The sequence below is a fragment of the Aureibaculum luteum genome (assembly GCF_003449015.1).
Classification (GTDB): Bacteria; Bacteroidota; Bacteroidia; order Flavobacteriales; family Flavobacteriaceae; genus Aureibaculum; species Aureibaculum luteum.
Genome location: NZ_QRGD01000006.1, coordinates 246,242 through 268,857, shown reverse-complemented (window position 1 = coordinate 268,857; position 22,616 = coordinate 246,242). Strand labels below are relative to the sequence as shown.

Genomic DNA, 22,616 nt, shown 5'->3' with positions numbered 1-22,616 from the left:
CCATTACTACAAAAATAATTAATATAAAACTGAAAATCATACATTCTTTATTAATGTAAGTTTTTACAGTGCTGAACTTTTTTAGCTATCCTATTTATTATTCATATAATAGTTACAGTATTACAAAATTATCGAAAGTTGGTAATATTTAGCTAGGCAGATATTACCATATAATTAATTAATATTACCTCTTTGTGAACCGCATATATGTTAATTATTTAAAATCAATATAAAAAAATCCTATATTTGTTAATAATGAAACTCGTAATTAAAAATACTGACACTCTTGTTCATAAGCGACTGAATATCCTTAAGAAGGATGTTGCTTGCTTAGAAGCGGCTTGGCATTATCATTCGCAATACGAACTTTTATACATCTCTAAAAGCACTGGAATACGTTTTGTTGGTGATAGTGTTTCTGATTTTTCAGCTGGTGATTTAGTGTTGGTGGGTCCTTATTTACCACATCTTTGGAGAAATGATGCATCATATTATAGTGGTGAAAGAACTACTAAGGTAAACACGATTGTAACAAAGTTTAATAGAGACTTTATTGGCGAAGGTACTTTTAACAATCCTAATTTTTCTAAAATTAGTAAATTGTTAGAGGACTCTAAATATGGAATATGTTTCGATAATAGCGTTAGTAAGAAACTACATGATCAAATAATTAAACTTCCAGATTTACCAATTACAGAGCAAAGCATAAAACTATTAGATATTTTACATCAACTATCTATTACAACAAATAAAGTAATGTTGTCCTCTTCTGATATGCGACAATATACATCTGAAAATTCTGACAAGCTAGATCTTGTTTTAAAGTTTATATCTGATAATTATGCAAGTCGTATTACTTTAAATGATATTGCTAATGTGGCATGTATGACCACGAACTCTTTCTGTCGCTTTTTTAAAAAAATGACAAACAAATCTTTCACACAGTTTTTAAACGAAGTACGCATACGGAATGCCTCTCGTTTACTTGTGCAAGGTAATATGCCAATTTCTGAAGCTTGTTATCTCGTAGGGTATAATTCTGTAACAAATTTTCATAAGCAGTTTAAACAAATTATGAATTGTACTCCTAAAGGATATCGTAAAACAATTTAATTCTTCAATAGTTTTTTCTAAAAAGCCTGATGGGGTAAAATAATGTAATTTTTAGGTAAATGCCATTATTTTCTACACAAAACATTTGTCTTACTTTGTATTCACTAAAGTGCTAATAGTCTAATAATGTATTTAATAAAGAAAATATAAAGACTTATAAGCACTACAGATTTAATCGAAAAATTTAATTTACTCATTCTAACTTAACTCAATTTTATGAAAAAAATTAGAAACCTAGACGGACAAATAAATTATTCCTTATTGGATAGTTTAGTATTTAAACGGTCTCTAAAGAAAGTGCTTTTAACAGTGCTGACCTTTACATTTGGCCTTACTCAAGTTATTGCTTTGAATACAAATTCAAACAATGACTTTGATGACGACACAGCGGAATTCACATTCCTTAAACAGCAGACTCAGATTACAGGGGTAATTTCTGACGCTGATGGACCTTTGCCTGGGGCAACCGTATCTATAAAAGGTACTACCGTAGGTACAACATCTGATTTTGATGGAAATTATGCTATCGAAGCCGAAAATGGAGAAGCCGTTTTGGTTTTTTCTTTTGTGGGTTACAAAACGCAAGAAATAGTAGTAGGCAGTCAAACAGCTATTAATGTTACCTTAATTTCAGATTCGCAACTTGATGAGGTAGTTGTAATTGGTTATACCTCTAGAAAAAAAGGTGATGTAACAGGATCTGTTAGTACAGTAAGTTCTGAAAAATTAGAACAAGCGGGTAGTAAAGATTTAGCAAAATCGCTGGCCGGTAAAGTTTCTGGTTTAATTATTTCAGACAGAGGTGGATTACCTGGTTCAACTAATGCTGCAGATTTAACCCTATTAATTAGAGGTAAATCTACATTGGGTAATAACTCCCCATTAATATTAATTGATGGAATTACAGCAGGTAGTTTCTCTCAATTAGCACCACAAGACATTCAAAGTTTAACGGTATTAAAAGATGGTGCTGCTGCTATTTATGGTGCACGTGCAGCAAACGGTGTAATTTTAATTACAACGAAAAGAGGTAAAACAGGTAAACCAAAAATTAGTTTATCAACGTCTTACAATCTCTCTTCCTTTTCTGCAACGCCAACCTTAATGAACTCTGAGCAGTTTGCAATTTACAATAATGAAATTGCAGAAAGGGCAGGAACTGCACTACCTTATTCTCAGCAACAAATTGATGCTTTTGCTTCAGGGAATGGTACGGATACAAATTGGCAAGATGAGACTTTTGCAGATAGCTCACCTGAATCAAGAACTTCGCTTTCAATTTCTGGAGGTAGTGAATATGTAAAGTATTTTGTGAGTGGAGATATGGTAAGACAAACGGGTATGTATGATTCTGGTGATTTAAAATTTAAACAAAATCAAGTAAGATCTAATATAGATATTAAAATTAGTGACGATATAAATTTAGGTGTTGATTTATCTGGTCGATTTGGTAATACTAAAGAACCTGGTGTTGATGATGGCTATATTTTTAAACACATATATACAAATTTTCCAACAGAAGTTGGTATATATGACAATGGTTTACCAGGTTGGGGTGGCGAAAATGGTGCTAATCCAATTGTTATGTCTAGTGATGAGTCAGGTTTTGTTGAGACCATTAGTAATGATTTAAGAGGTAAAGTTTCTTTAAACTTTAAGTTAGATAAGTTGGTCGATGGGTTAGAGCTTAAAACATTTGGAGGGTATAGAAGAATGAATAACGACACCAAATCTTGGTACACACCTTGGTCGGTTTATAACTATCAAGAAAGTACAGATGAATATATAGAGCAACCAGGATTTTCTCAAAGAGGTAATGAACGTATTTTACGTGAGAGCTTTTGGAAATACGATGAGTTAATGTTAAATGCTACATTACATTATAATAAAACATTTGAAGATCATACAATCGGTGGTTTTATAGGTTATGAACAAACAACTTCAGATCAACGTAGTTTTTGGGTTGAAAAAAGGGGGTTTCCAGATTCTGACCACTCTGAATTATTTGCTGGTGACGCTGAAGGTCAAACATCTTACGGAGAGGCTTTTGAATGGGGAAGAGTGAACTATTTTGGGTCATTATCTTATGATTATAAGAAAAAATATTATATGGATCTAACCTTGCGTTATGATGGCTCTAGTACTTTTGGCCCAGATAAAAGATTTGGTACCTTCCCAGCTATACAAGTAGCTTGGTCTATAGATAAAGAATCTTTTATGGATGATGTAGATTGGATAAACGCATTAAAATTAAGAGCCTCATGGGCAAAAATGGGTAATGACCGTATCGGTGGATTCCAATATTTAACTAGATATGATTATGCAGGTGCATTAGGTGCACAACCTAATTATTATAATTTTGGAGGTCAATATTATAATGGTTTTTCTAGTATTGGGGTTCAGGCAGCTAACCCAGATGTAACTTGGGAGTCAGCTGACATGAAAAACTTAGGTCTAAATTTTACTTTATTTGATAATAAATTGTCGGGTGATATTAACTATTTCTACCAAAAAAGAGAAGATATTTTAATTACAAGAAATGCTTCTGTTCCTAATTTTACAGGGTTAACTTTACCTCAAGAAAATTTAGGAAAAGTGGACAATTATGGTTGGGAACTTGAATTAGGTTGGAATGATGAGATAAATGATAACCTTAATTATAATTTAGGATTTAATTTTACAAAAGCAAAAAACGAAGTAAAATACTTGGATGAAGCTGCTGATGTATCAGATGCTTTAAAGCGAGAAGGGCATTCAATGGATTCTTATATAGTTTATCCAACCAATGGTATTTTTAAAGATCAAGCAGAAATAGATGCTGCACCTGCAACTTTAGCAGGTACTGTTCCTGGTGAACCTTATTATATAGATACTAATGAAGATGGTAAAATTAACGCTGAAGATAGAGTTCGTACATACTCTTCAAATGTGCCTGAAATACAATACGGAATTTTTGGAGGTTTAAATTATAAGAGTTGGAATTTCAATTTCTTATTTCAAGGACAAGCGAAAGCTAAGATGTGGGTGTTTTTCGAAGGACAAGGAGCTTTACCTGATTTCATATACGATCAAAGATGGACTCCTGAAAATACAGATGCTAGATATCCAAGAGCATTTGCTGTTGGTGATTCTTACAGTGCTAACCGAAACAGTGATCCGGGGAATTTCCAAGGAGCTGATTTATGGTTACGCGATGCTTCGTATGTAAGGTTAAAAGAAATAGAGTTAGGCTATACGTTTACCAAAGATAAAATTAAGTTCGGAGATGTTAAAGTGTATTTTAGAGGTTATAATTTAGTAACAATGTTCTCTGATGTGTATGATTTAGGGTTGGATCCAGAAGCCGCTGGATATAACAGCTTTAGAGGTAGTACTTACCCTTCTTTAAAAACATATACGTTTGGATTAAATTTCAATTTTTAAGAATAATAATTGTTTAAAAAAACACAAAAAAAATATAAAGAGATGAAACATATATTAATAAAATATGCAATCGTACTGTTCGCTGTTTTTTCATTAGTGAGCTGTGAAGATGTACTAGATACAGAAGCAAAAGATGCTTTTGCTGAAGATCTAATTTATAGTGACCCTGATCAAGCTGAAAGAGTTGTTTTTACAGCGTATAATAGTACAGAAAGTTGGTCTATAAACCGTTTTCAATGGTGGACATTTAGAATTAATATTGAAGGAGCCTCATGGGAGGGTAAATTTAATTTTAAAGATTTAGACAATCCTTATAAAATGAGAGGAGGATGGTCACCAAGTAATGCCGGATTAGCCTTTAATAATAGATGGGCTAACTCTTGGGATTATGTCAGATTAATAAGTGAATTTTTGGGTAAAATTGATGATAGTCCTGCTATGCAATCAGATCCAGATAAAGTAAATATACTTAAAGCAGAAATGCAGTTTTTAAGAGCCAATATTTATTCTAAATTAATAAAGTATTATGGAGGTGTTCCAATTATGGAAAATGCTTTAGGATTGGAAGATGATTTTAATTTACCAAGAAACTCTTATGAAGAATGTGTTGACTTTATTGTTAGGGAATTAGATGCAGCAGCAGCTGTGTTACCTGAAACACAGCCAGATGCATGGTTTGGAAGAGCTACAAAATTATCTGCGTTAGCAGTAAAATCTCGTACTTTACTATATGCTGCTAGTATATTACATGACCCAAGTACAGTTCCAAATGGGCCTTTATACGATTATACTAAAGGTAGCAAGTGGCAAGATGCTTCCGATGCTGCAAAAGCGGTGATTGATTTAGTAGGTGCTCGTGATTTGATTGCTGTAGCAAATGCAACAGAGTATCAAAACTTATTTTTAACTGCAAATCAAGATATTTTATTTGCAAGATCATATGGTAGTTTGTATGCTGAAATGGCAAATGATATTAATACTTTGCCAGACCAAGCACAATCTCCTAGTGGTTATGGCGGATGGGGATTGGTTTCTCCATCTCATAACTTTGCGTTGGAGTTTAATATGGCTGACGGAACAACAACTGGTGGTGCAACATTTGATGCTACAAAGCCAAATGACAATAGAGAAATGAGATATTACGCGGATCTTAATTTTCAAGGAGCTAACTTTAGAGGACGTTCTGTTGATTATGCTTTAGCTGATAACCCAAGTGTGGCAACACCCGATGGTTTAGATTCACCGAATGGATTGGGTAACACGCTACATTCTTCTAAAACAGGATACAATATCAGAAAATTTCAAGATGAGAGCTTATCAGCATTGACAGATCTTTCCGCTGATCGTCCATATATTTTATATAGATTATCTGAAGTTTATTTGAATTATGCTGAAGCACAATATAATTTAGGTAGTGAAGATACAGCTCTTGAATATGTAAATAAAGTTTCTTCTAGAGCTCTACAACCAGATATTACAGCTTCTGGTTCAGATTTATTAGAAGCAATAAAGAGAGAGAGACGTATAGAACTTTGTTTTGAAGGTCATAACTTTTTTGATGAAAGAAGATGGATGGAACAAGACCATATTGGAGGCTATGATATTAAGGGGTTAACATGGAAAAAAGCTGCGGATGGTTCTCTATCTTTTACTGAAGGGACGGTTGTTAATAGACCTTGGTTTGATTATAGATATTACTTGCCTATTCCGCAAGCGGAAATAGAAAAAGCTCCGGCACTAGATCAAAACTTTGGGTATTAATAAAAAAGTTTAAAAAATATAATTTGAATTAGAGATTAACATTTCTCACAAGTTATTATTTAAGTTAGTTTAAGAACCGAGGGTGACAACCCTCGGTTTTTTTGTCTAAAAAAATTCTAATTGATACGATAAAGACCCTATTTATGAACTCAAAGGCTAATTTAAAACCTACAAAAAAACGCTATAATATACTGGCATTAATTTTTGGTACTGTCGTTATTAATTACCTAGACAGAACCAATATTTCAGTAGCTGCTTCGGCCATAAGTGAATCTATGGAACTAAGTACTGTTCAAATGGGCCTTATTTTTTCCGCCTTTGGTATTGCCTATGCGGCATTACAGATTCCAGGAGGTATTATTGTAGATAAAGTACGTTTAAGGCTACTATATGCTTTAATGCTGTTGTTATGGTCAGTGGCAACTTTATTTCAAGGATTTGTAAGCTCGTTTAAAGTTTTATTGGGCTTAAGAGCAAGTATTGGTGTTTTTGAAGCACCATCATATCCTGCAAATAATGCCATTGTAACAAAATGGTTTCCTGAAACTGAACGGGCTTCAGCTATAGCAATATATACTTCAGGGCAATTTATTGGACTAGCATTTTTGTTTCCCGTTTTAACATTAATTCAGGATAGAGTAGGTTGGAGAGGTTTGTTAATTATTTCTGGTGTTATTGGAATAGTTTGGTCAGTTGTTTGGTATATATTTTATAGAGATCCAGATCAGCATAAAACTGTGAATGCATCTGAATTAAAATTAATTAAAGATGGAGGTGGTTTTGCCCAGAAGAAAGACAAAACTGATAAAAAGGAAAAGTTTAATTGGGATGATTTTTTTGAAGCTTTCAAGCATAAAAAACTTTGGGGTATATACATAGGTCAATTTTGTATGGGGTCTATGTCTATCTTTTTTTTAACATGGTTTCCAACGTATTTGGTAGAATATCGTGGACTTGATTTTATAAAATCTGGTTTTCTAGCTTCAATTCCATTTTTAGCTGCATTTTGCGGTGTCCTTTTAGCTGGGTTCTCTTCAGATTATTTAATAAAAAAGGGTAGAACTCCTGAATTTGCTCGAAAGGCTCCTGTATTAATTGGTTTGTCATTATCAACACTAATCATTGGTGCCAATTTTACCGATAGCACGTTCTTTATAATTTTATTCTTAACAATTGCCTTTTTTGGTAACGGCTTGGCTTCTATTACTTGGGTATTTGTATCTTTAATGGCACCAAAGCGTATTATTGGGCTTGTGGGTGGAGTTTTTAACTTAATTGGCGGTTTGTCCGCTGTAATTGTTCCAACAGTAATTGGACTTTTAGTTCAAGACGGAGATTTTAGTCCTGCTTTATTTTTTATAGGTGGACTTACTATAATTGGATTTTTATCATTTTTATTAGTGGTTGGAAAAGTAAAACGGATAGAATTAAAGGAAGTCGATGATGACATAAAAAATATAGAATAATGAAACGAGCATGTTCAAAAGTTAATTTCCCAAAGGAATCATTATTTGCGAACTGTCCCGATCCCGAAGCGTCGGGACGGGAACCATTGAAAAACAATAGAATTAAACACATGAAAATAACAGCTATCAAAACATTTCCTGTAAATATTGCAGGTAGAAGTCAGTTAAATATAAAAATTGAAACTAGCACTGGTATCTATGGTTGGGGAGCATCAGGATTAACAGGTAGAGAATTGGCCGTAATAGGCGTAATTGAACACTATCGCCCTTTATTGATAGGTAAAGATCCAAGACAAATTGGAGCTATTTGGCAAGATTTATATCGTGGACAATATTTTGAAGGTGGTCGAGTGCTCACCGCGGCTATTTCTGCAATAGATATCGCATTATATGATATCAAAGGAAAAGCACTTGGAGTACCAGTATATGAATTACTTGGTGGAAAGCAACGTGATTATGTTGAATGTTTTGCTTCGCTAAGATTTAGCAGTAAAGAAGAATTAATAGAAAAGTCAAAAACATTACTTAAAGAAGGATGGCCAATGTTACGTTTGGCACCTGCAGAATATGAAGAAGGAAAATATGACTCAATTTTTGAGCCTAGAAAATCAATTGCAATTGTTGCTGAATGGATAACTGCTTTGAGAAAAGAGATTGGATCTACTCCAACTATTGGAATAGATTATCATCATCGGCTATCTGTACCTGAAACAGTTTCTTTTATTCAAAGTATGCCCGTGGGTACACTCGATTTTATAGAAGAACCTATAAGAGATGAATCTCCTGAGGCTTATGAATGTTTGAGAAAAATGGTTAATGTACCATTTGCAATAGGTGAAGAATTTGCGAGTAAGTGGCAATTTTTACCTTATATAGAAAAGAACATTACCCAATATGTTAGAGTAGATGTTTGTAATGTTGGTGGCATTACTGAAGCAATGAAAGTAGCTTCAATGGCAGAAGCACATTATATAGATTTACTACCACATAATCCAATTGGTCCAATATGTACCGCAGCAACTATTCATGTTGCAGCTGCGAGTCCAAATTTTACTTGGTTGGAAGAAATGAATACGCCAGTTGATAATCCAGGTTTAGATGATCTAAATTATTATCCTATTCAACCTAAATTAGAAGGTGCACGCTATAAGGTCTCAGATAAACCTGGACTTGGTGTTGAGTTCAATGAAGAATTGGCAATTAAAGAAGGTTTCGTTCCTGTAGAAACACCACGTCTAAAAAGGAATGATGGTTCATATACCAATTGGTAATCAATTGCTTAAACGGGCATTTATAAAAACGATAAAATGAAACAAAATTACTTTAGCATGATATTTTCAAAAAATCGATTAGTAATATTTTCGATGCTGCTTTTCGTTACAATCAATTCTTTTGGGCAAAAATCTTTATTAAAAAAAGAGAAAAGACCAAACATAGTTATCATGATGACCGATGATCAAGGTTATGGCGATATTGGTGCTCATGGCAATCCCTATTTAAAGACCCCTTATATAGAAACAATTGGTGAACAGGGAATTGAAATGACCAATTTTATGTCTTATCCAAACTGTTCCGCGTCAAGGGCAGCTTTGTTAACGGGTAGATATCCTTATCGCACAGGAGTGACTGCTGTTACACAGGTAGATCATTTTATGAATACTTCAGAAGTAACCATTGCCGAAATCTTGAGTGATAATGGTTATAGAACAGGAATATTTGGCAAATGGCATGTGGGAGATAATCATCCAATGCGTCCAACAGATCAAGGCTTTCAAGAAGCATTGGTGCACAAAGGAGGTGGAATAGGTCAAGCTGCTGGGCCGGCAGGGAATACTTATTTCGACCCCGTATTAGAACATAATAATGTCTCTAAAAAATACAATGGATATTGTGATGATATTTTTACTGATGCTGCGTTAGATTTTATAGATAAAAAAGATAATAGACCTTTTTTTACTTATCTAGCAACTAATTTACCTCACTTTCCATTGCAAGTTCCAGATAAAAAATCAGAACCTTTTAGAAAAATGGGCTTACATGAGGATAATGCATTAACATACGGAATGATTGATAATATTGATACTAATGTTGGACGTGTACTAGATAAATTAAAAGAATTAGGAATTGAAGAAAACACCATTGTCATCTTTCTTTCTGATAATGGACCAAGGCAAAGAAGAACAAAAAATGATGTGTATCCTGGGCGTTGGGTTGCAAATCTACGAGGCACTAAAACAAGTGTCTATGATGCGGGTATTCGGGTGCCGTTTTATGTAAAATGGCCAAAGCATTTGTCTATTGATAAGCAAACCAATGTTATGGGAACCATGATAGATATTTTACCAACTGTTTTAGATGTTGCGAAAATAGATATACCTAAAAGGTTAAAAATAGACGGTAAATCGTTACTGCCATTATGGACAAAGGATGATGCAAGTTTGCTTAAAAATAGAAAGTTTTTTGTTCAAATGCATTATGGCCCTACACCATTTAAATATATGCATTTTGCAGTAAGAACACAAAAGTATAAGTTGGTGAGTCCTCATGATTTTCCACATGGAATTTTGTATCAACCAACCGATGATGAGTTAGAAAAAGTACTCTCAAATTTAGAATTGTATGATATTGAAAATGACCCCAGTGAGAGAGTTGATTTGGCGAGTAAACATCCAGATATCGTTGAAAATTTGCTTGAGAATTATGAAAATTGGTTTGATGATGTAACTCAAGAAAGAGACTCGAAAGGGATACAAAGAATATATTTGGGTAGTCAGGCCCAACCTATTGTTAACCTTTCAAGATTTGATTGGGGAGGCCCAAGAGTTATATCCAAAAATGAACTTGGGTATTGGAGGGTTAAAACAGAAGAAGGTTTGTATAAAATAACCATAGACCTTGCAGAAGTTAAAGCAGATGGAGTAGCTCATATTAAATACGAGAATGTTCATGTAACTATTCCAATACAGAAAGATCAAAAAAATGTAATTTTTAACAACGTTAAAATCCCTAACGGCATTGGTAATTTTCAAGCTTTTATAAAGGTGGGGAGATTAGCAACTGGACCTTTATTCGTAAATGTTGAACGATTGGATATCTAGTAATTTTTCAATACTTATCTTAAAGCAATTATTGTAAAAGGTAAAATAAGATAGACACAGGGTAAATTTAATTATTAGGAAAACCTCAAATTTCGTTTAATTTGACATAAGAAATTCCACATGCTTTATGTAAAGCATTTTATAGGTAATAGAATCTTAAACAATTAAAAAGAAATGAAAAATATAGTAGCCCTTTTAGTTTTTGTTCTTGCGTGTTTTAGTATCAATGCTCAAGAAAAACCGAATATAATTTTCCTGTTCTCTGATGATGCGGGTTATGCTGATTTTGGTTTTCAAGGGAGCACAATTATGAAGACACCAAATTTGGATAAACTAGCAAAAAGTGGAGTAACATTCACTCAAGGTTATGTGTCAGCTTCTGTTTGTGGCCCTTCTAGAGCAGGTCTGATGTCTGGTAAATATCAGCAACGTTTTGGTTATGAAGAAATCAACGTACCGGGTTATATGAGCGAGAATTCCAAATTTTTGGGAGACGACATGGGGTTGCCATTAGATCAGGTTACCATGGCTGATTATTTAAAGAATTTAGGATACACTAATGCCATGTACGGAAAATGGCATTTAGGTGATGCTGATCGTTTTCATCCCTTAAAAAGAGGTTTTGATGAATTTTACGGATTTAGAGGTGGTGATAGAAGTTACTTTGCTTATAAAGAAGTGCCAAAAGGACATTTAGATAAAAGGATGGAAAATGGTTTTGGAAATTTTGAAGAGCCAAAAGCATATGCAACGGATGTTTTTGCAGATAAAGCAATATCCTTCATGGAAAGAAATAAAGACAAACCATTTTTTATTTATTTAGCATTTAATGCGGTGCATACGCCCATGGAAGCTACTGAAGACGATTTAAATAAATTCCCCAATTTAACAGGTAAACGTAAGGAGGTAGCAGCTATGACATTGGCTTTAGACCGTGCCTGTGGCAAAGTGTTAGATAAGTTAAAAGAATTGGGTTTAGAGGATAACACTATCATTGTATTTTCCAACGATAATGGCGGTCCTACAGATAAAAATGCATCAATAAACTTACCATTAAGTGGAACAAAATCAAATCAATTAGAAGGAGGGTTAAGAGTGCCTTTTTTAATAAGTTGGCCAAAACATATAAAAAGTAATATAAAATATTCTTATCCCGTAAGTACTTTAGATTTATTACCTACTTTTTATGCTGCTGGTGGTGGTAATGTTGCAGATTTGAAAGAAGTGGATGGAGTTGACCTTGTACCTTACATTACAGGCAAAAACGACACTCGACCTCATGAAACACTATATTGGAAAAAAGAAAATCGGGGTGTTTACAGAGAAGGAGATTGGAAGTTTATCCGTTTTCCAGATAGACCTGCTGAGCTTTACGATATGAGTAAAGATACTCCAGAATTAGAAGATTTGGCTAATAAGTATCCTGAACGCGTAAAAGATATGTATAAAAAGCTCTTTAAATGGGAGTTAACACTAGAACGTCCTATGTGGATGTTAAAACGAAAATTTGAAAAAAACGATTTAGATAGGATGGATCGCTATAGAACACCTGAATTGGTAAAAAAAGAAACGTCAGAGCCTATAAAGAATTAATAGATATTTTCAATCTTTAAAAGAATGAGAGTACTAATCTAACAATCAAAAAACACATAATATGATATTTAAAAGAACTTTTAATCTTATTTTAATAGTAGGTCTTACTGGGCTTATATCGATTGGTTGTGAAGAAAAGAAAAAAGACGGGTTAACTGAAAATGAATCAGAAGAAACAAATCTGACAAATCAAGAAGCTACCATTAATCCTTTTTCTGACCCAGAAAATAAAGAAGGTTGGGTACTAAACGAAGAAATTAGTGATGAATTTGAAGGGACAACAATTGATACCACGAAGTGGTTTATTGAAGGTCAAAATGGTGATTATTATATTTGGAAAGGAAGAGCACCTTCTCAATACGCACCTCATAACGTTGTGGTTGAAAATGGGAATTTAAAATTAAAAACGCAATGGGAACCAGATTATAATTTTGTAAAAGAAAGTTATGCAGATGGAGCTAATAAAGATACTTATGGAGTTCATGAAGGTAAGCCACTACCTGTAACAACCGCAGCTATAGTAAGTAAAAAAAGGTTCTTAAATGGGTATATGGAAATAAAATCGAAAGCACCAAAAGCAGCCATGACAGCAGCGTTTTGGGCCATTGGTTTTGAGCAAGAGCTAGATATGTATGAACAAATGGGAGTACCAAAAATTGCTAAAGAAGGTTCAATAACTAACAATATGAATAGAACTGCTATTCACGATTGGAGTCCGCCTTCAACGAGACCTACAAAAGCATTTGGATATGATGAGATATTACCTTACGTCACCTCAGATGATTTTCATATTTATGGTGTTGAATGGGGTGAAGATTATCTTAAAATTTACAGAGACGGAAAATTTGTTCACGGATTTACGCAAGACGAATTAGGTACAGATTGGGTATTGAACAATCCTATGGAAATTTGGATAGACTCAGAAATTTTCAAGTGGATAGGCGTACCTCATAAAGAAGAATTACCAGCAACTTTCGAAGTGGAATACATGAGGGTTTGGCAAAAACCTTCTGATAATTTATTGGAAAAAGATCGTGCTTTTTACGGTTTTGAAGGGCCAATTTTATTTGAAGAAAATCCAAAACCTTTAACAATGGTGCCAGAAGACGCTGATGCGAATGATTATCAAAAATTTTGGTTATTTGATGAAGGGTCGTCTAAATATTTAAAAATAACAGAAGGACACTATGCTAGTGGAGTAGAAAGTCTACAATTTTTTGGATTTGGAAAAAATGATTCATTAAATGTAGATAAAGTAGTTGCTAAAACACCAGAAGGGGCTTTAAATATACCCGCAGGTACCTATAACTTGTCAGCTAAAGTTTGGTTAGATCAAGGTAGAATTACAGATACTATTCATGTTACACTAATGAGTCCAAAAACGGATTTAATGTTTACAGGACTAAAGGAAATGCCTAGACTACAATGGATAAACGTGGAAACTGCGTTTTCAAGAACTGAAGCATCTACAAAAAATGATGGTATAGCGATCGAAATTCGTAAAGAAGATTTACCTAAAACAAAAGCAGCTAAATTATTTATTGATGATATTGTTATTAAAAAAGCAAACTAAACTATGAACTTGAAAAAATACATCTTTTTAGCAGCGTTCGGTGTAATGACAATGGCTTATTTGAGTTGTTCAGCACAGAAACAAAAGGGTATCACTAATAATAGCAATGAACAATCTACACCTATGCCATTTTCAGATCAAGAAAATAATGGAGGTTGGGTTTTAAATGAAGAAGTTAGTGATGAGTTTGAAGGTACCGAAATAGATACGGTAAAATGGTTTGTAGAAGGTTTAAATGGAAATTATTATATCTGGAAAGGTAGAGCTCCATCACAATTTGTACCACATAATGTAATAGTAGAAGATGGTAAATTGAAACTAAGAACGGCTTGGGAACCAGATTATAAATTTGCACAAGAAGCCTATGCTGATGGTAATATGGGGGCTTCTACTTACGGGGTTTACGAAGGTAAACCATTGCCAATTACTACGGCAGGAGTACTTACAAAAAAAAGATTTTTAAATGGATATATGGAGGTAAGGTCTAAAGTAGGTAATGCGGCAATTACAGGTGCGTTTTGGGCTATTGGTTATGAGCAAGAGTTAGATGTTTACGAGTTAATGGGCAATCCTAAAAACAAAAAAGGAAATATAAGAGAAGATTCTTATTTAGCGACAGGCCATGATTGGAGTCCGCCAGCACAACGTCCAACTAATGTATTTCAACATACAGAAAATTTACCCTATAGAACTGCTGATGATTTTCATGTATATGGTGCAGAATGGGGTATCGATTTTTTAAAGCTTTTTATTGATGGAAAACAAGTACATCATTTTACACAAGACGATGTTGGTACAGATTGGGTATTAAATAATCCAATGGAAGTATGGTTAGATTCAGAAATATTCAAATGGTTAGGCTTGCCGCATAAAGAAGAGTTACCTGTAGATTTTGAAATTGATTATATGCGTGTTTGGCAAAAACCTTCAGATAATTTATTAGCAAAAGATAGAGCATTTTATGGCTTTGAAGGTCCAATTTTATTTGAAGAGAATCCAAGGCCGTTGACTATGGTGCCAGAAGATTCTACACCAAATGAATATCAAAAATTTTGGTTAATAAAAGAAGATTCTATAAAATACTTAGCTATTGTTCATGGCGATTATCATACAGGTGTAAATAGTTTGAGGTTTTCAGGCTATGGAAAAAATGAGCATTTAGAGGTAGATAAAGTAGAAGCAAAATCACCTGATGGAGCTTTAAGGCTTCCTGCAGGAGATTTTATATTATCTATGAAGCTTTGGTTAGATCAAGGTCGGGTAGCAAATAAAATTCATGTAACTTTAGGTAATCCTAAAATTGAAGTAGTATTCGATGGGTTAAAAGAATTACCGCGAAGACAATGGGTTACCGTAGAGCAAAAAATTTCAAGAGCAAAGGCATCTGAATTTGATGATTCTTTAACTTTAGAAATTAGGAAAAGCGACCTCCCTAAAACGAAGGCGGCAAAATTATTTATGGATGATATAGCCATAAAAAAAGTTAAACATTAAGAATATACATTGATGAGCACAGTTTCAAAACTTCATAATAAGGCAATTACAAACACTTCAGAAAGCCCGTTTGTAAAATTAAAAAGTATCAATTTTGGCGATTGTAAATGGACTTCAGGTTTTTGGTCAGAAAAAGTTAAGAATGCTGAAGAAAAAATGCTTCCATACATGGGAGATTTATTGTGTGGTGACATTGGTCATGGATTAAACAACTTTAAAATAGCTGCTGGAGAAAAAGAAGGCGAACATAAAGGTTTTTTTTGGCATGATGGTGACTTCTATAAATTTATGGAAGCCAAAATGTACATATATGGCTTGACTAAAAATGCTTCTTTATTAAAAGAATTAGATGAATACATCGAAATTATTGGTAAAGCTCAAGAGGATGATGGGTATATACATACGTATGTTCAAATCACAAAAGGTGTAGACCGCTTTGAGAACAGAAAATACCATGAAATGTACAATTATGGACATTTGTTTATTGCCGGTACTGTACATTATCGTTTAACGGGACAGCCCAACTTCTTGAATATTGCTATTAAAGCGGCTGATTTGTTATATACATATTTTATGCCAGATACCAAGCATTATCAGCGTTTTGGATTTAATCAAACGCAAATAATGGGCTTGGTAGAGCTGTACAGAACTACAAGAGATAAAAGGTATTTAAAGCTAGCTGAAAAATTTATTAATAGAAGGGGAACCTTTGAAATAAAACACGATGATACAACTGAAGGTTATCCTATTGGTGATATGGTGCAAGAAAGAACACCATTAAGAGAGTCTAAGGAGGCCGTGGGGCATGCGGTGTTAGCTTTGTATTATTATGCAGGTGCAGCTGATGTTTATGCTGAAACTGGAGAGAAAGCCTTAATCGATGCATTAGATAAGTTATGGGAAAATGTTACAGGTAAAAAAATGTATGTAACTGGTGCTGTTGGCCAAGCACATTATGGTGCGTCAACTAGTTTAGATATGATTGAAGAAGGTTTTATCGATGCGTATATGATGCCAAACATGACAGCATATAATGAAACCTGTGCCAACCTTTGTAATGCTATGTTTAGTAGCAGAATGATGGGGATTTACGGAGAATCTAGATATGCAGATATTATTGAATTGGTATTGTATAACAGTGGTTTGTCAGGTATTAGTTTAGAAGGAAAAGAGTATTTCTATTCAAACCCTTTACGAATGGTTAATGATACCAGAGATTATGATGCACATGCAGATGTAACAGAAAGTCCTGTAAGACAACCCTATTTAGAATGTTTTTGTTGTCCACCAAACTTAGTAAGAACAATATGTAAAAGTTCGGGGTGGGCTTATAATTTATCTGAAAATGGAGTTGCTGTGGTGTTATTTGGAGCAAATAATTTAGATACAACACTATTAGATGGTTCTGTAATAAAACTATCTCAAGATACAGAGTATCCTTGGAAAGGTTTGGTAAAAATTACAATTGATGCATGTAAAGATTCCGCTTTTGAAATCAAAGTTAGAATTCCAAAATGGGCTGTTGGTAGCACATTAGAAATAAATGAAAAAGAGGTAAACGTTGATGTGAAACCAGGAACTTTCGCAACTATAAGTAGAGCTTGGAAGGCTGGCGATACTATTACCTTAGATATGCCCATGGAAGTGACTTTAATTGAAGGTCATAATAGAATAGAAGAAGTAAGAAACCAAGTGGCTGTAAAAAGAGGTCCAATTGTATATTGTATAGAAACTCCAGATTTACCTAAAGATACATCAATCTTAGATGTGTATTTTAATGGTAATGATCAATTTGAAGCAGTGCATAAGGATGGTTTTTTAGAGGGCGTAACTGTAATTAATACAGAACTTTTAATTAGAGAAGATAAGAAAGATGATATGTATCAGGCGGTTAAAAAACCATCTTGGAAATCTCATAAAACACAACTTGTTCCTTATTTCGCTTGGAGTAATAGAGGGCAAGCAGAAATGACTGTTTTTATGCCAATCGTTTGGAATAATTAATAATAAAATACACTTTTATGTACTTAATAAGCAATATTACAATATCGAAAAAGAGTAGCGTTTGTAGTGTTTTAATGCTCCTGTTAATCCAAGTTTGCCTTACTGCACAAACGAATGTACTAAAAAACACTTTTACCGAAGTTTTTAAAGAATTTCCAAGACAAGAAAAAGACTTGCGTAAATGGGACTCACCTGTAATTGCAGATTTAGATCAAGACGGGCATCTAGATTTACTTATAAATGATCATGGTTATGCAGTGCAAATGCAATGGAATAACAACGGTAAATTCACTAATCCATATGATATTATTATGGGAGATTTACATGGTATTTCTGTAGGTGATTTTGATAAAGATGGTAATTTAGAAATTATCATGTCACGTGGTGGAGGCTCTGGTAGTAATGCTAGAAATTCTAAGATATTTCGAGTTACTAAAGATCGTAATTTTATTGAATTAGGCGATTTTAAAGAGCCTTTAGCAATGATGCGAGGTCGTACAGTTGCATTTATTGATGGTGATAACGATGGTGATTTAGACTTACTAAACTTTGCTTTTCCGGATGCTACTAAAAAAGGAGAAAGTGAAAATTATATATATGAAAATAACGGCAAAGGGCAATTAATTCTGCATTCAACATTGCCTGCAATAAAAATGAATGGTCAAAAAACCTTAGTTACTGATTTTAACGGTGACAATAATTTTGATATTATCTTATATGGTAATGGTCCATTAAAGGCCTACTCAGGAAATGGAGATTTGTCGTTTGAAGATGTATCGAATAAACTATTTCCTGAAAAAATTGAAGATGTTACCGCTATTGCTGAAATTGATTTTGATAATGATGGCGATTTTGATTTATTCATTACTCGAGGTAATGAGTTCGCAATTGGTGAAACTTTTTTTGATAAAGAATCCAAGACTCTTGGTTTTTTTACCAAACGTGGTGCTTTTCAGTTAGAAGACTTGGAAGTAGGAGATGTTTTAAATTTAGAAAATTTCCAATCGCAATGGCCAAATAATGATACATATTTTATTGGAGAGGCTTCTTATGATTATGAGTTTGAAGGTGAAACCCATTCAGGTAAAAATATTAGATTGGTTAATAGTGATGCACTTGGTTTTCCAGATAATGCAGATTATAGTGAAAAAAAAGGTTGGTATATTGGTTATGTGGGCAATAGAAAATGGCGAATAGCAGGTTTTCTTTGGGCTCCTGCCACTGGAGTTGTTCATGGTGTAGAGAATTATCCAGACGGAAAACATCCTGAAGGCTTCAATGATATTCTATTAGAAAATACAGGAAAGCGATTTAAAAATGTTACTAAGGAATTTGGTTTGTCAAATAAAGAGCATACAATGGCTGTTAGTGTTGCAGATTTTGACAATAACGGATTTCAAGATTTACTTGTAGTTAAGCGAGGTGATTTAATTCACGCTAACGCGTCCATTATATATTTAAATTCAAAAGATTCAGGGTTTAAAAAATTGGAAAAACATAATGTTATTTCTCCAGAATTAGGAGCCATTGGTATGGCAGTTGAAACATTTGATTATAACCAAGATGGAAAAGTAGATGTTGTACTAGGTAACGAACGCGGCAAATGGCATTTGTTTAAAAATGAATTATCTGCAGCAAAAGATAATAATTATATAACGGTTGAGGTTGGTAATTCTAAAACCGAAAAAGCATCTGCCTTAGGTGCTTTAGTTGAAATTGAGTCATGTGGAAATCATCAAATTCAACGTGTTGGTAGCACTGGAGCTTCATATTCGCTAAGTCATAATAATTTTGTGAATTTTGGTCTAAGTAAGTGCAAGACAATTAAGGTGAAAGTAACTTGGACAAACGGTGAAACTGAAAATAAGACAATTTCATCAGTAAATAAAAAGATTAAGATTGGGATTTAATCAATCTAAAAACAAACTAACTAAACATCAATCACTATGAGTTCATTCAAAAGAAATGCCTTTACATATTCTACCATCGTTGCTATGGGAGGTTTTGTGTTTGGTCTTGATGCCGCATTAATTTCGGGAGCATTTAAATTCATTACAGCTGAATTTAATTTAAACCCTTGGCAGGTAGGAGCTTTAGGTTTTGGACCAGGTATTGGTGTATTGGTAGCATTGCCACTTGCTGCTTGGTCTAGTAACAAATATGGGAGAAAAGCAACATTAAAAATTATTGCTGCCATGTACTTAATTTCAGCGTTGGGCTCTGCCTTTGCACCTTCATTTGCAACCTTGTTTGCGGCACGTTTTCTTGGAGGATTGGCTTTCAGTTCCATTACATTAGCAGCCATGTATATTGGTGAAATAGCACCAGCAGAATGGCGAGGGAAGTTAGTGTCTATGACCCAAATAAATATCGTAATTGGTTTAACCGCAGCTTATTTTATAAATTATTGGTTGTTACAAACTACCAATTCTAATGCAGAGTGGGTTACAACATGGGGTTTACGAGAATATACTTGGCGATGGATGCTAGGTATTGAAATTGTTCCAGCTTTAATATGGTTAGGATTATTATATATGGTACCTCGAAGTCCGGCCTGGTTAGTTTACAAAGGGAAGTACAATGAAGCAAAATTAACCTTAGCCAAAGTTATTCCAGAAAGTGAAATTGAAGCACATGTTGCTGAAATGAAAGAAAGTGTTGAAAATAGTAATCAAGACAGGTCAGTTGGAACCCAATTAAAAGAGATCTTCGGTAAAAAAATGCGTATTGTGGCTATCGTGGCCTTTACCATGGCTATCGTTCAGCAATCGACAGGTATCAATGCCGTACTAACTTACGCACCAACCGTGATGGAGCAGTTAGGTTTAGGTCAAAATGCCGCATTTGAGCAGGCCATTTGGATAGGATTAGTGAGTGTAATTTTTACTATTTTATCATTAGTATTGATAGATAAAATGGGTAGACGACCTATGATGATTTGGGGATTGATTTGGGTTATTTTAAGCTTAGGAGTTTGTGCTTACGGATTTGGTACTGCAAAATATGAAGTTACTAATGAAGCTATTGCAGAAATGCAAGATATTCAGGATGTAAATAAACTAACCACTTTGGTAGGCAAACAATTTGCCACAGATATTGAATTTAAAGAAGCGATTAAAAGTGTGATGGGCGAGATTTCTGCACGAGATAATTCGAGTGTGTTTTTACAGAAGTCTGCCGTATTAAACGCCACATTAATCTTGATAGGAATTTTAAGTTTTATTGCAGCATTTCATTTTTCTGTCGGACCGATAATGTGGGTGCTGTTGTCTGAAATTTTTCCAATTTCTTTAAGGGGTATAGCCATACCATTTTTCGCTTTACTTTCTAGTACTATCAGTGCACTAACTCAATTTTTCTTTCCCTGGCAACTCGCAAATATGGGGGCAAGTACCATATTTTTGTTTTACGGAGGACTAGTATTTATAGGCTTGCTGATACTATTTAAGTATTTGCCAGAAACAAAAAATTTAACCATTGAAGAAATTCAAGCAAAACTTCAGGTAAAATCCAAAGAATAATTATTTTAAGTTAAGGTTAATATAGTACGCTTTAGAGGTAAAATTAATAAGTCATTTCGAGTAAATCTGATTTACATTTGGGTACTTAAAAAGAGTTCTATAATGAAAAATATTCTATTTACTATTTTCAGTTTAATAATTATCAATTGTTGTGTAGCTCAGCAAGCTACGGTTTCAGTTGAAAAGAATTATAATAATTGGCAATGGGATAGTGTTTTTGTAGCAAAAAACAAATACATAAGTATAGCGGTTGTGCCTAAGGCTGCTGGAAGAATTCTTGAATATAATTTAGGAGACGTTCCATCATTATGGTTAAATCCCAAGATGTTTGGTAAGTCTTTTGCTCCAACAGATTTAGTAAAGAAAAACGAATGGCGAAATTTTGGTGGTTATAGATTGGTACCCTTACCGATAGAAAATTGTGCTATCAATAGTAATGGAGATAAAACGCAACGTTGGCCACCGCCTGCAATTATTGGTGATAGTCCTTATAATGCAGAAATAACTACCAATGCTGAAGGTTATAAAAGTATAAAAGTAACTTCTGGTATTCAAAACTTACCTGTTCCAACCTATAACGGCAAAACGAAATTATTTAATCAACCAGCTACAATTGATGAACAATTGCAATATAGTAGAAGTCTATATATTAAACCGAATAGTAGTTTGGTTTATATCAACCACACGCTAAAAAACGCAGGAGATAAGACGATAAAAAGAGGAATTATGACGTCTAGTCAACATGTTTCTCGTAGTAAACCAGAATTAGAAGACGGCGAAAATTTTTTAGCCTATGTTCCTTTCGATAAAAAATATAAACTTCCAAATGATAAGCAGTACGAAATTATGGGCACGGCTGATTCGAGATGGAGGTATGTAAACAGGAACAGAATGCCTATTGATAAAAATAACCCAGAAGATGTAAAACGTTTTTATAATAATGGTACCAACTGGACGGGTGAAGTTGCACCTGGAGTTTTTGAAATGCATTATGATTATTATTTAATGAGTGGATTTCATATAATCTCATCAAAGTCTTGGGTATGCTATGTAAATAAAATTAATAACACAGTCTTTGCTAAAATTTTAGAACCCTATAATCCTTCATTGGAATATGACCATGGTTTAAATGTATCCATATTTATGAGTGGTATGGAAACAGGCTATCTTGAAACTGAAGTAAAAACGCCCTTGTATACGCTCCAACCAGGTAAAAGTTTTGACTATAAAGAAATTCATGGAGCTGCAAAAGTTTCTTCATTGCCTGTTCTTGACGTAAATGAAACAGGTGTTATCACAAATAAATTAAGTTTTGATACTAAAATCAATAAATTAAAGGGAAGTTATGGTGTTTTTTATGAAGGAGATGCAGTAGTTCGTTTAATGGATAAGTCAAATAGTATTATTAAAGATATATTTCTCCAAAAGGTAAATCCTTTAAGTGCTTTCAGGGTTAGTTATACGTTAGAAAAACACAAGAATGCTTCTAAAGCTATTATTTTAATTAAAGATAGCAATTCTAATGAACATAATCTTGATGAAGTAAATTTGAAAATACAGTAGTGTTAAT

At 33.8% G+C, this 22,616-nt stretch carries 13 protein-coding genes; all 13 read left to right on the top strand.

From position 1 onward, the window contains the following. Positions 1–255 precede the first annotated feature (255 nt). The 13 genes from D3P13_RS14930 (at position 256) to D3P13_RS14870 (ending at position 22,609) form a co-directional block, all read left to right on the top strand. On the top strand, positions 256–1,113 hold the full coding sequence (locus D3P13_RS14930) for an AraC family transcriptional regulator (protein WP_117883665.1): 858 nt from the start codon (positions 256–258) through the stop codon (positions 1,111–1,113). A 216-nt stretch (positions 1,114–1,329) separates the two neighbouring features. After that, positions 1,330–4,536, top strand: coding sequence for a SusC/RagA family TonB-linked outer membrane protein (locus D3P13_RS14925; protein ID WP_117883664.1), 3,207 nt, complete (start codon positions 1,330–1,332; stop codon positions 4,534–4,536). Positions 4,537–4,578: 42 nt separating this feature from the next. Beyond that, positions 4,579–6,297, top strand: a complete 1,719-nt coding sequence (locus D3P13_RS14920) for a RagB/SusD family nutrient uptake outer membrane protein (RefSeq protein ID WP_117883732.1) — start codon at positions 4,579–4,581, stop codon at positions 6,295–6,297. 143 nt (positions 6,298–6,440) lie between these two features. Continuing rightward, positions 6,441–7,763 (top strand): MFS transporter, encoded by a 1,323-nt coding sequence (locus D3P13_RS14915; RefSeq protein ID WP_117883663.1) that lies wholly within the window; start codon positions 6,441–6,443, stop codon positions 7,761–7,763. After that, on the top strand, positions 7,763–9,034 hold the full coding sequence (locus tag D3P13_RS14910; RefSeq protein WP_232829208.1) for a mandelate racemase/muconate lactonizing enzyme family protein: 1,272 nt from the start codon (positions 7,763–7,765) through the stop codon (positions 9,032–9,034). The genes D3P13_RS14915 and D3P13_RS14910 overlap by 1 nt, the downstream gene beginning before the upstream one ends. Positions 9,035–9,070: 36 nt before the next feature. Then, positions 9,071–10,861: an arylsulfatase gene (locus tag D3P13_RS14905; protein WP_232829207.1), complete on the top strand. Its 1,791-nt coding sequence runs from the start codon at positions 9,071–9,073 to the stop codon at positions 10,859–10,861. A gap of 174 nt (positions 10,862–11,035) precedes the next feature. Further along, complete coding sequence (locus tag D3P13_RS14900; RefSeq protein ID WP_117883661.1) at positions 11,036–12,454, top strand: sulfatase-like hydrolase/transferase; 1,419 nt, start codon at positions 11,036–11,038, stop codon at positions 12,452–12,454. Positions 12,455–12,515: 61 nt separating this feature from the next. After that, entirely contained in the window at positions 12,516–14,027 is a 1,512-nt protein-coding gene (locus D3P13_RS14895; RefSeq protein WP_117883660.1) for a family 16 glycosylhydrolase, read from the top strand. Positions 14,028–14,030: 3 nt separating this feature from the next. Then, positions 14,031–15,521, top strand: a complete 1,491-nt coding sequence (locus D3P13_RS14890) for a family 16 glycosylhydrolase (protein WP_117883659.1) — start codon at positions 14,031–14,033, stop codon at positions 15,519–15,521. Between the two features lie 12 nt (positions 15,522–15,533). Next, entirely contained in the window at positions 15,534–17,525 is a 1,992-nt protein-coding gene (locus tag D3P13_RS14885) for a glycoside hydrolase family 127 protein (RefSeq protein ID WP_117883658.1), read from the top strand. Between the two features lie 17 nt (positions 17,526–17,542). Further along, on the top strand, positions 17,543–19,435 hold the full coding sequence (locus D3P13_RS14880; RefSeq protein WP_117883657.1) for an FG-GAP repeat domain-containing protein: 1,893 nt from the start codon (positions 17,543–17,545) through the stop codon (positions 19,433–19,435). A gap of 36 nt (positions 19,436–19,471) precedes the next feature. Next, positions 19,472–21,046, top strand: coding sequence for an MFS transporter (locus D3P13_RS14875; RefSeq protein ID WP_117883656.1), 1,575 nt, complete (start codon positions 19,472–19,474; stop codon positions 21,044–21,046). Positions 21,047–21,148: 102 nt separating this feature from the next. Continuing rightward, positions 21,149–22,609: a hypothetical protein gene (locus D3P13_RS14870; protein WP_117883655.1), complete on the top strand. Its 1,461-nt coding sequence runs from the start codon at positions 21,149–21,151 to the stop codon at positions 22,607–22,609. Positions 22,610–22,616 lie beyond the last annotated feature (7 nt).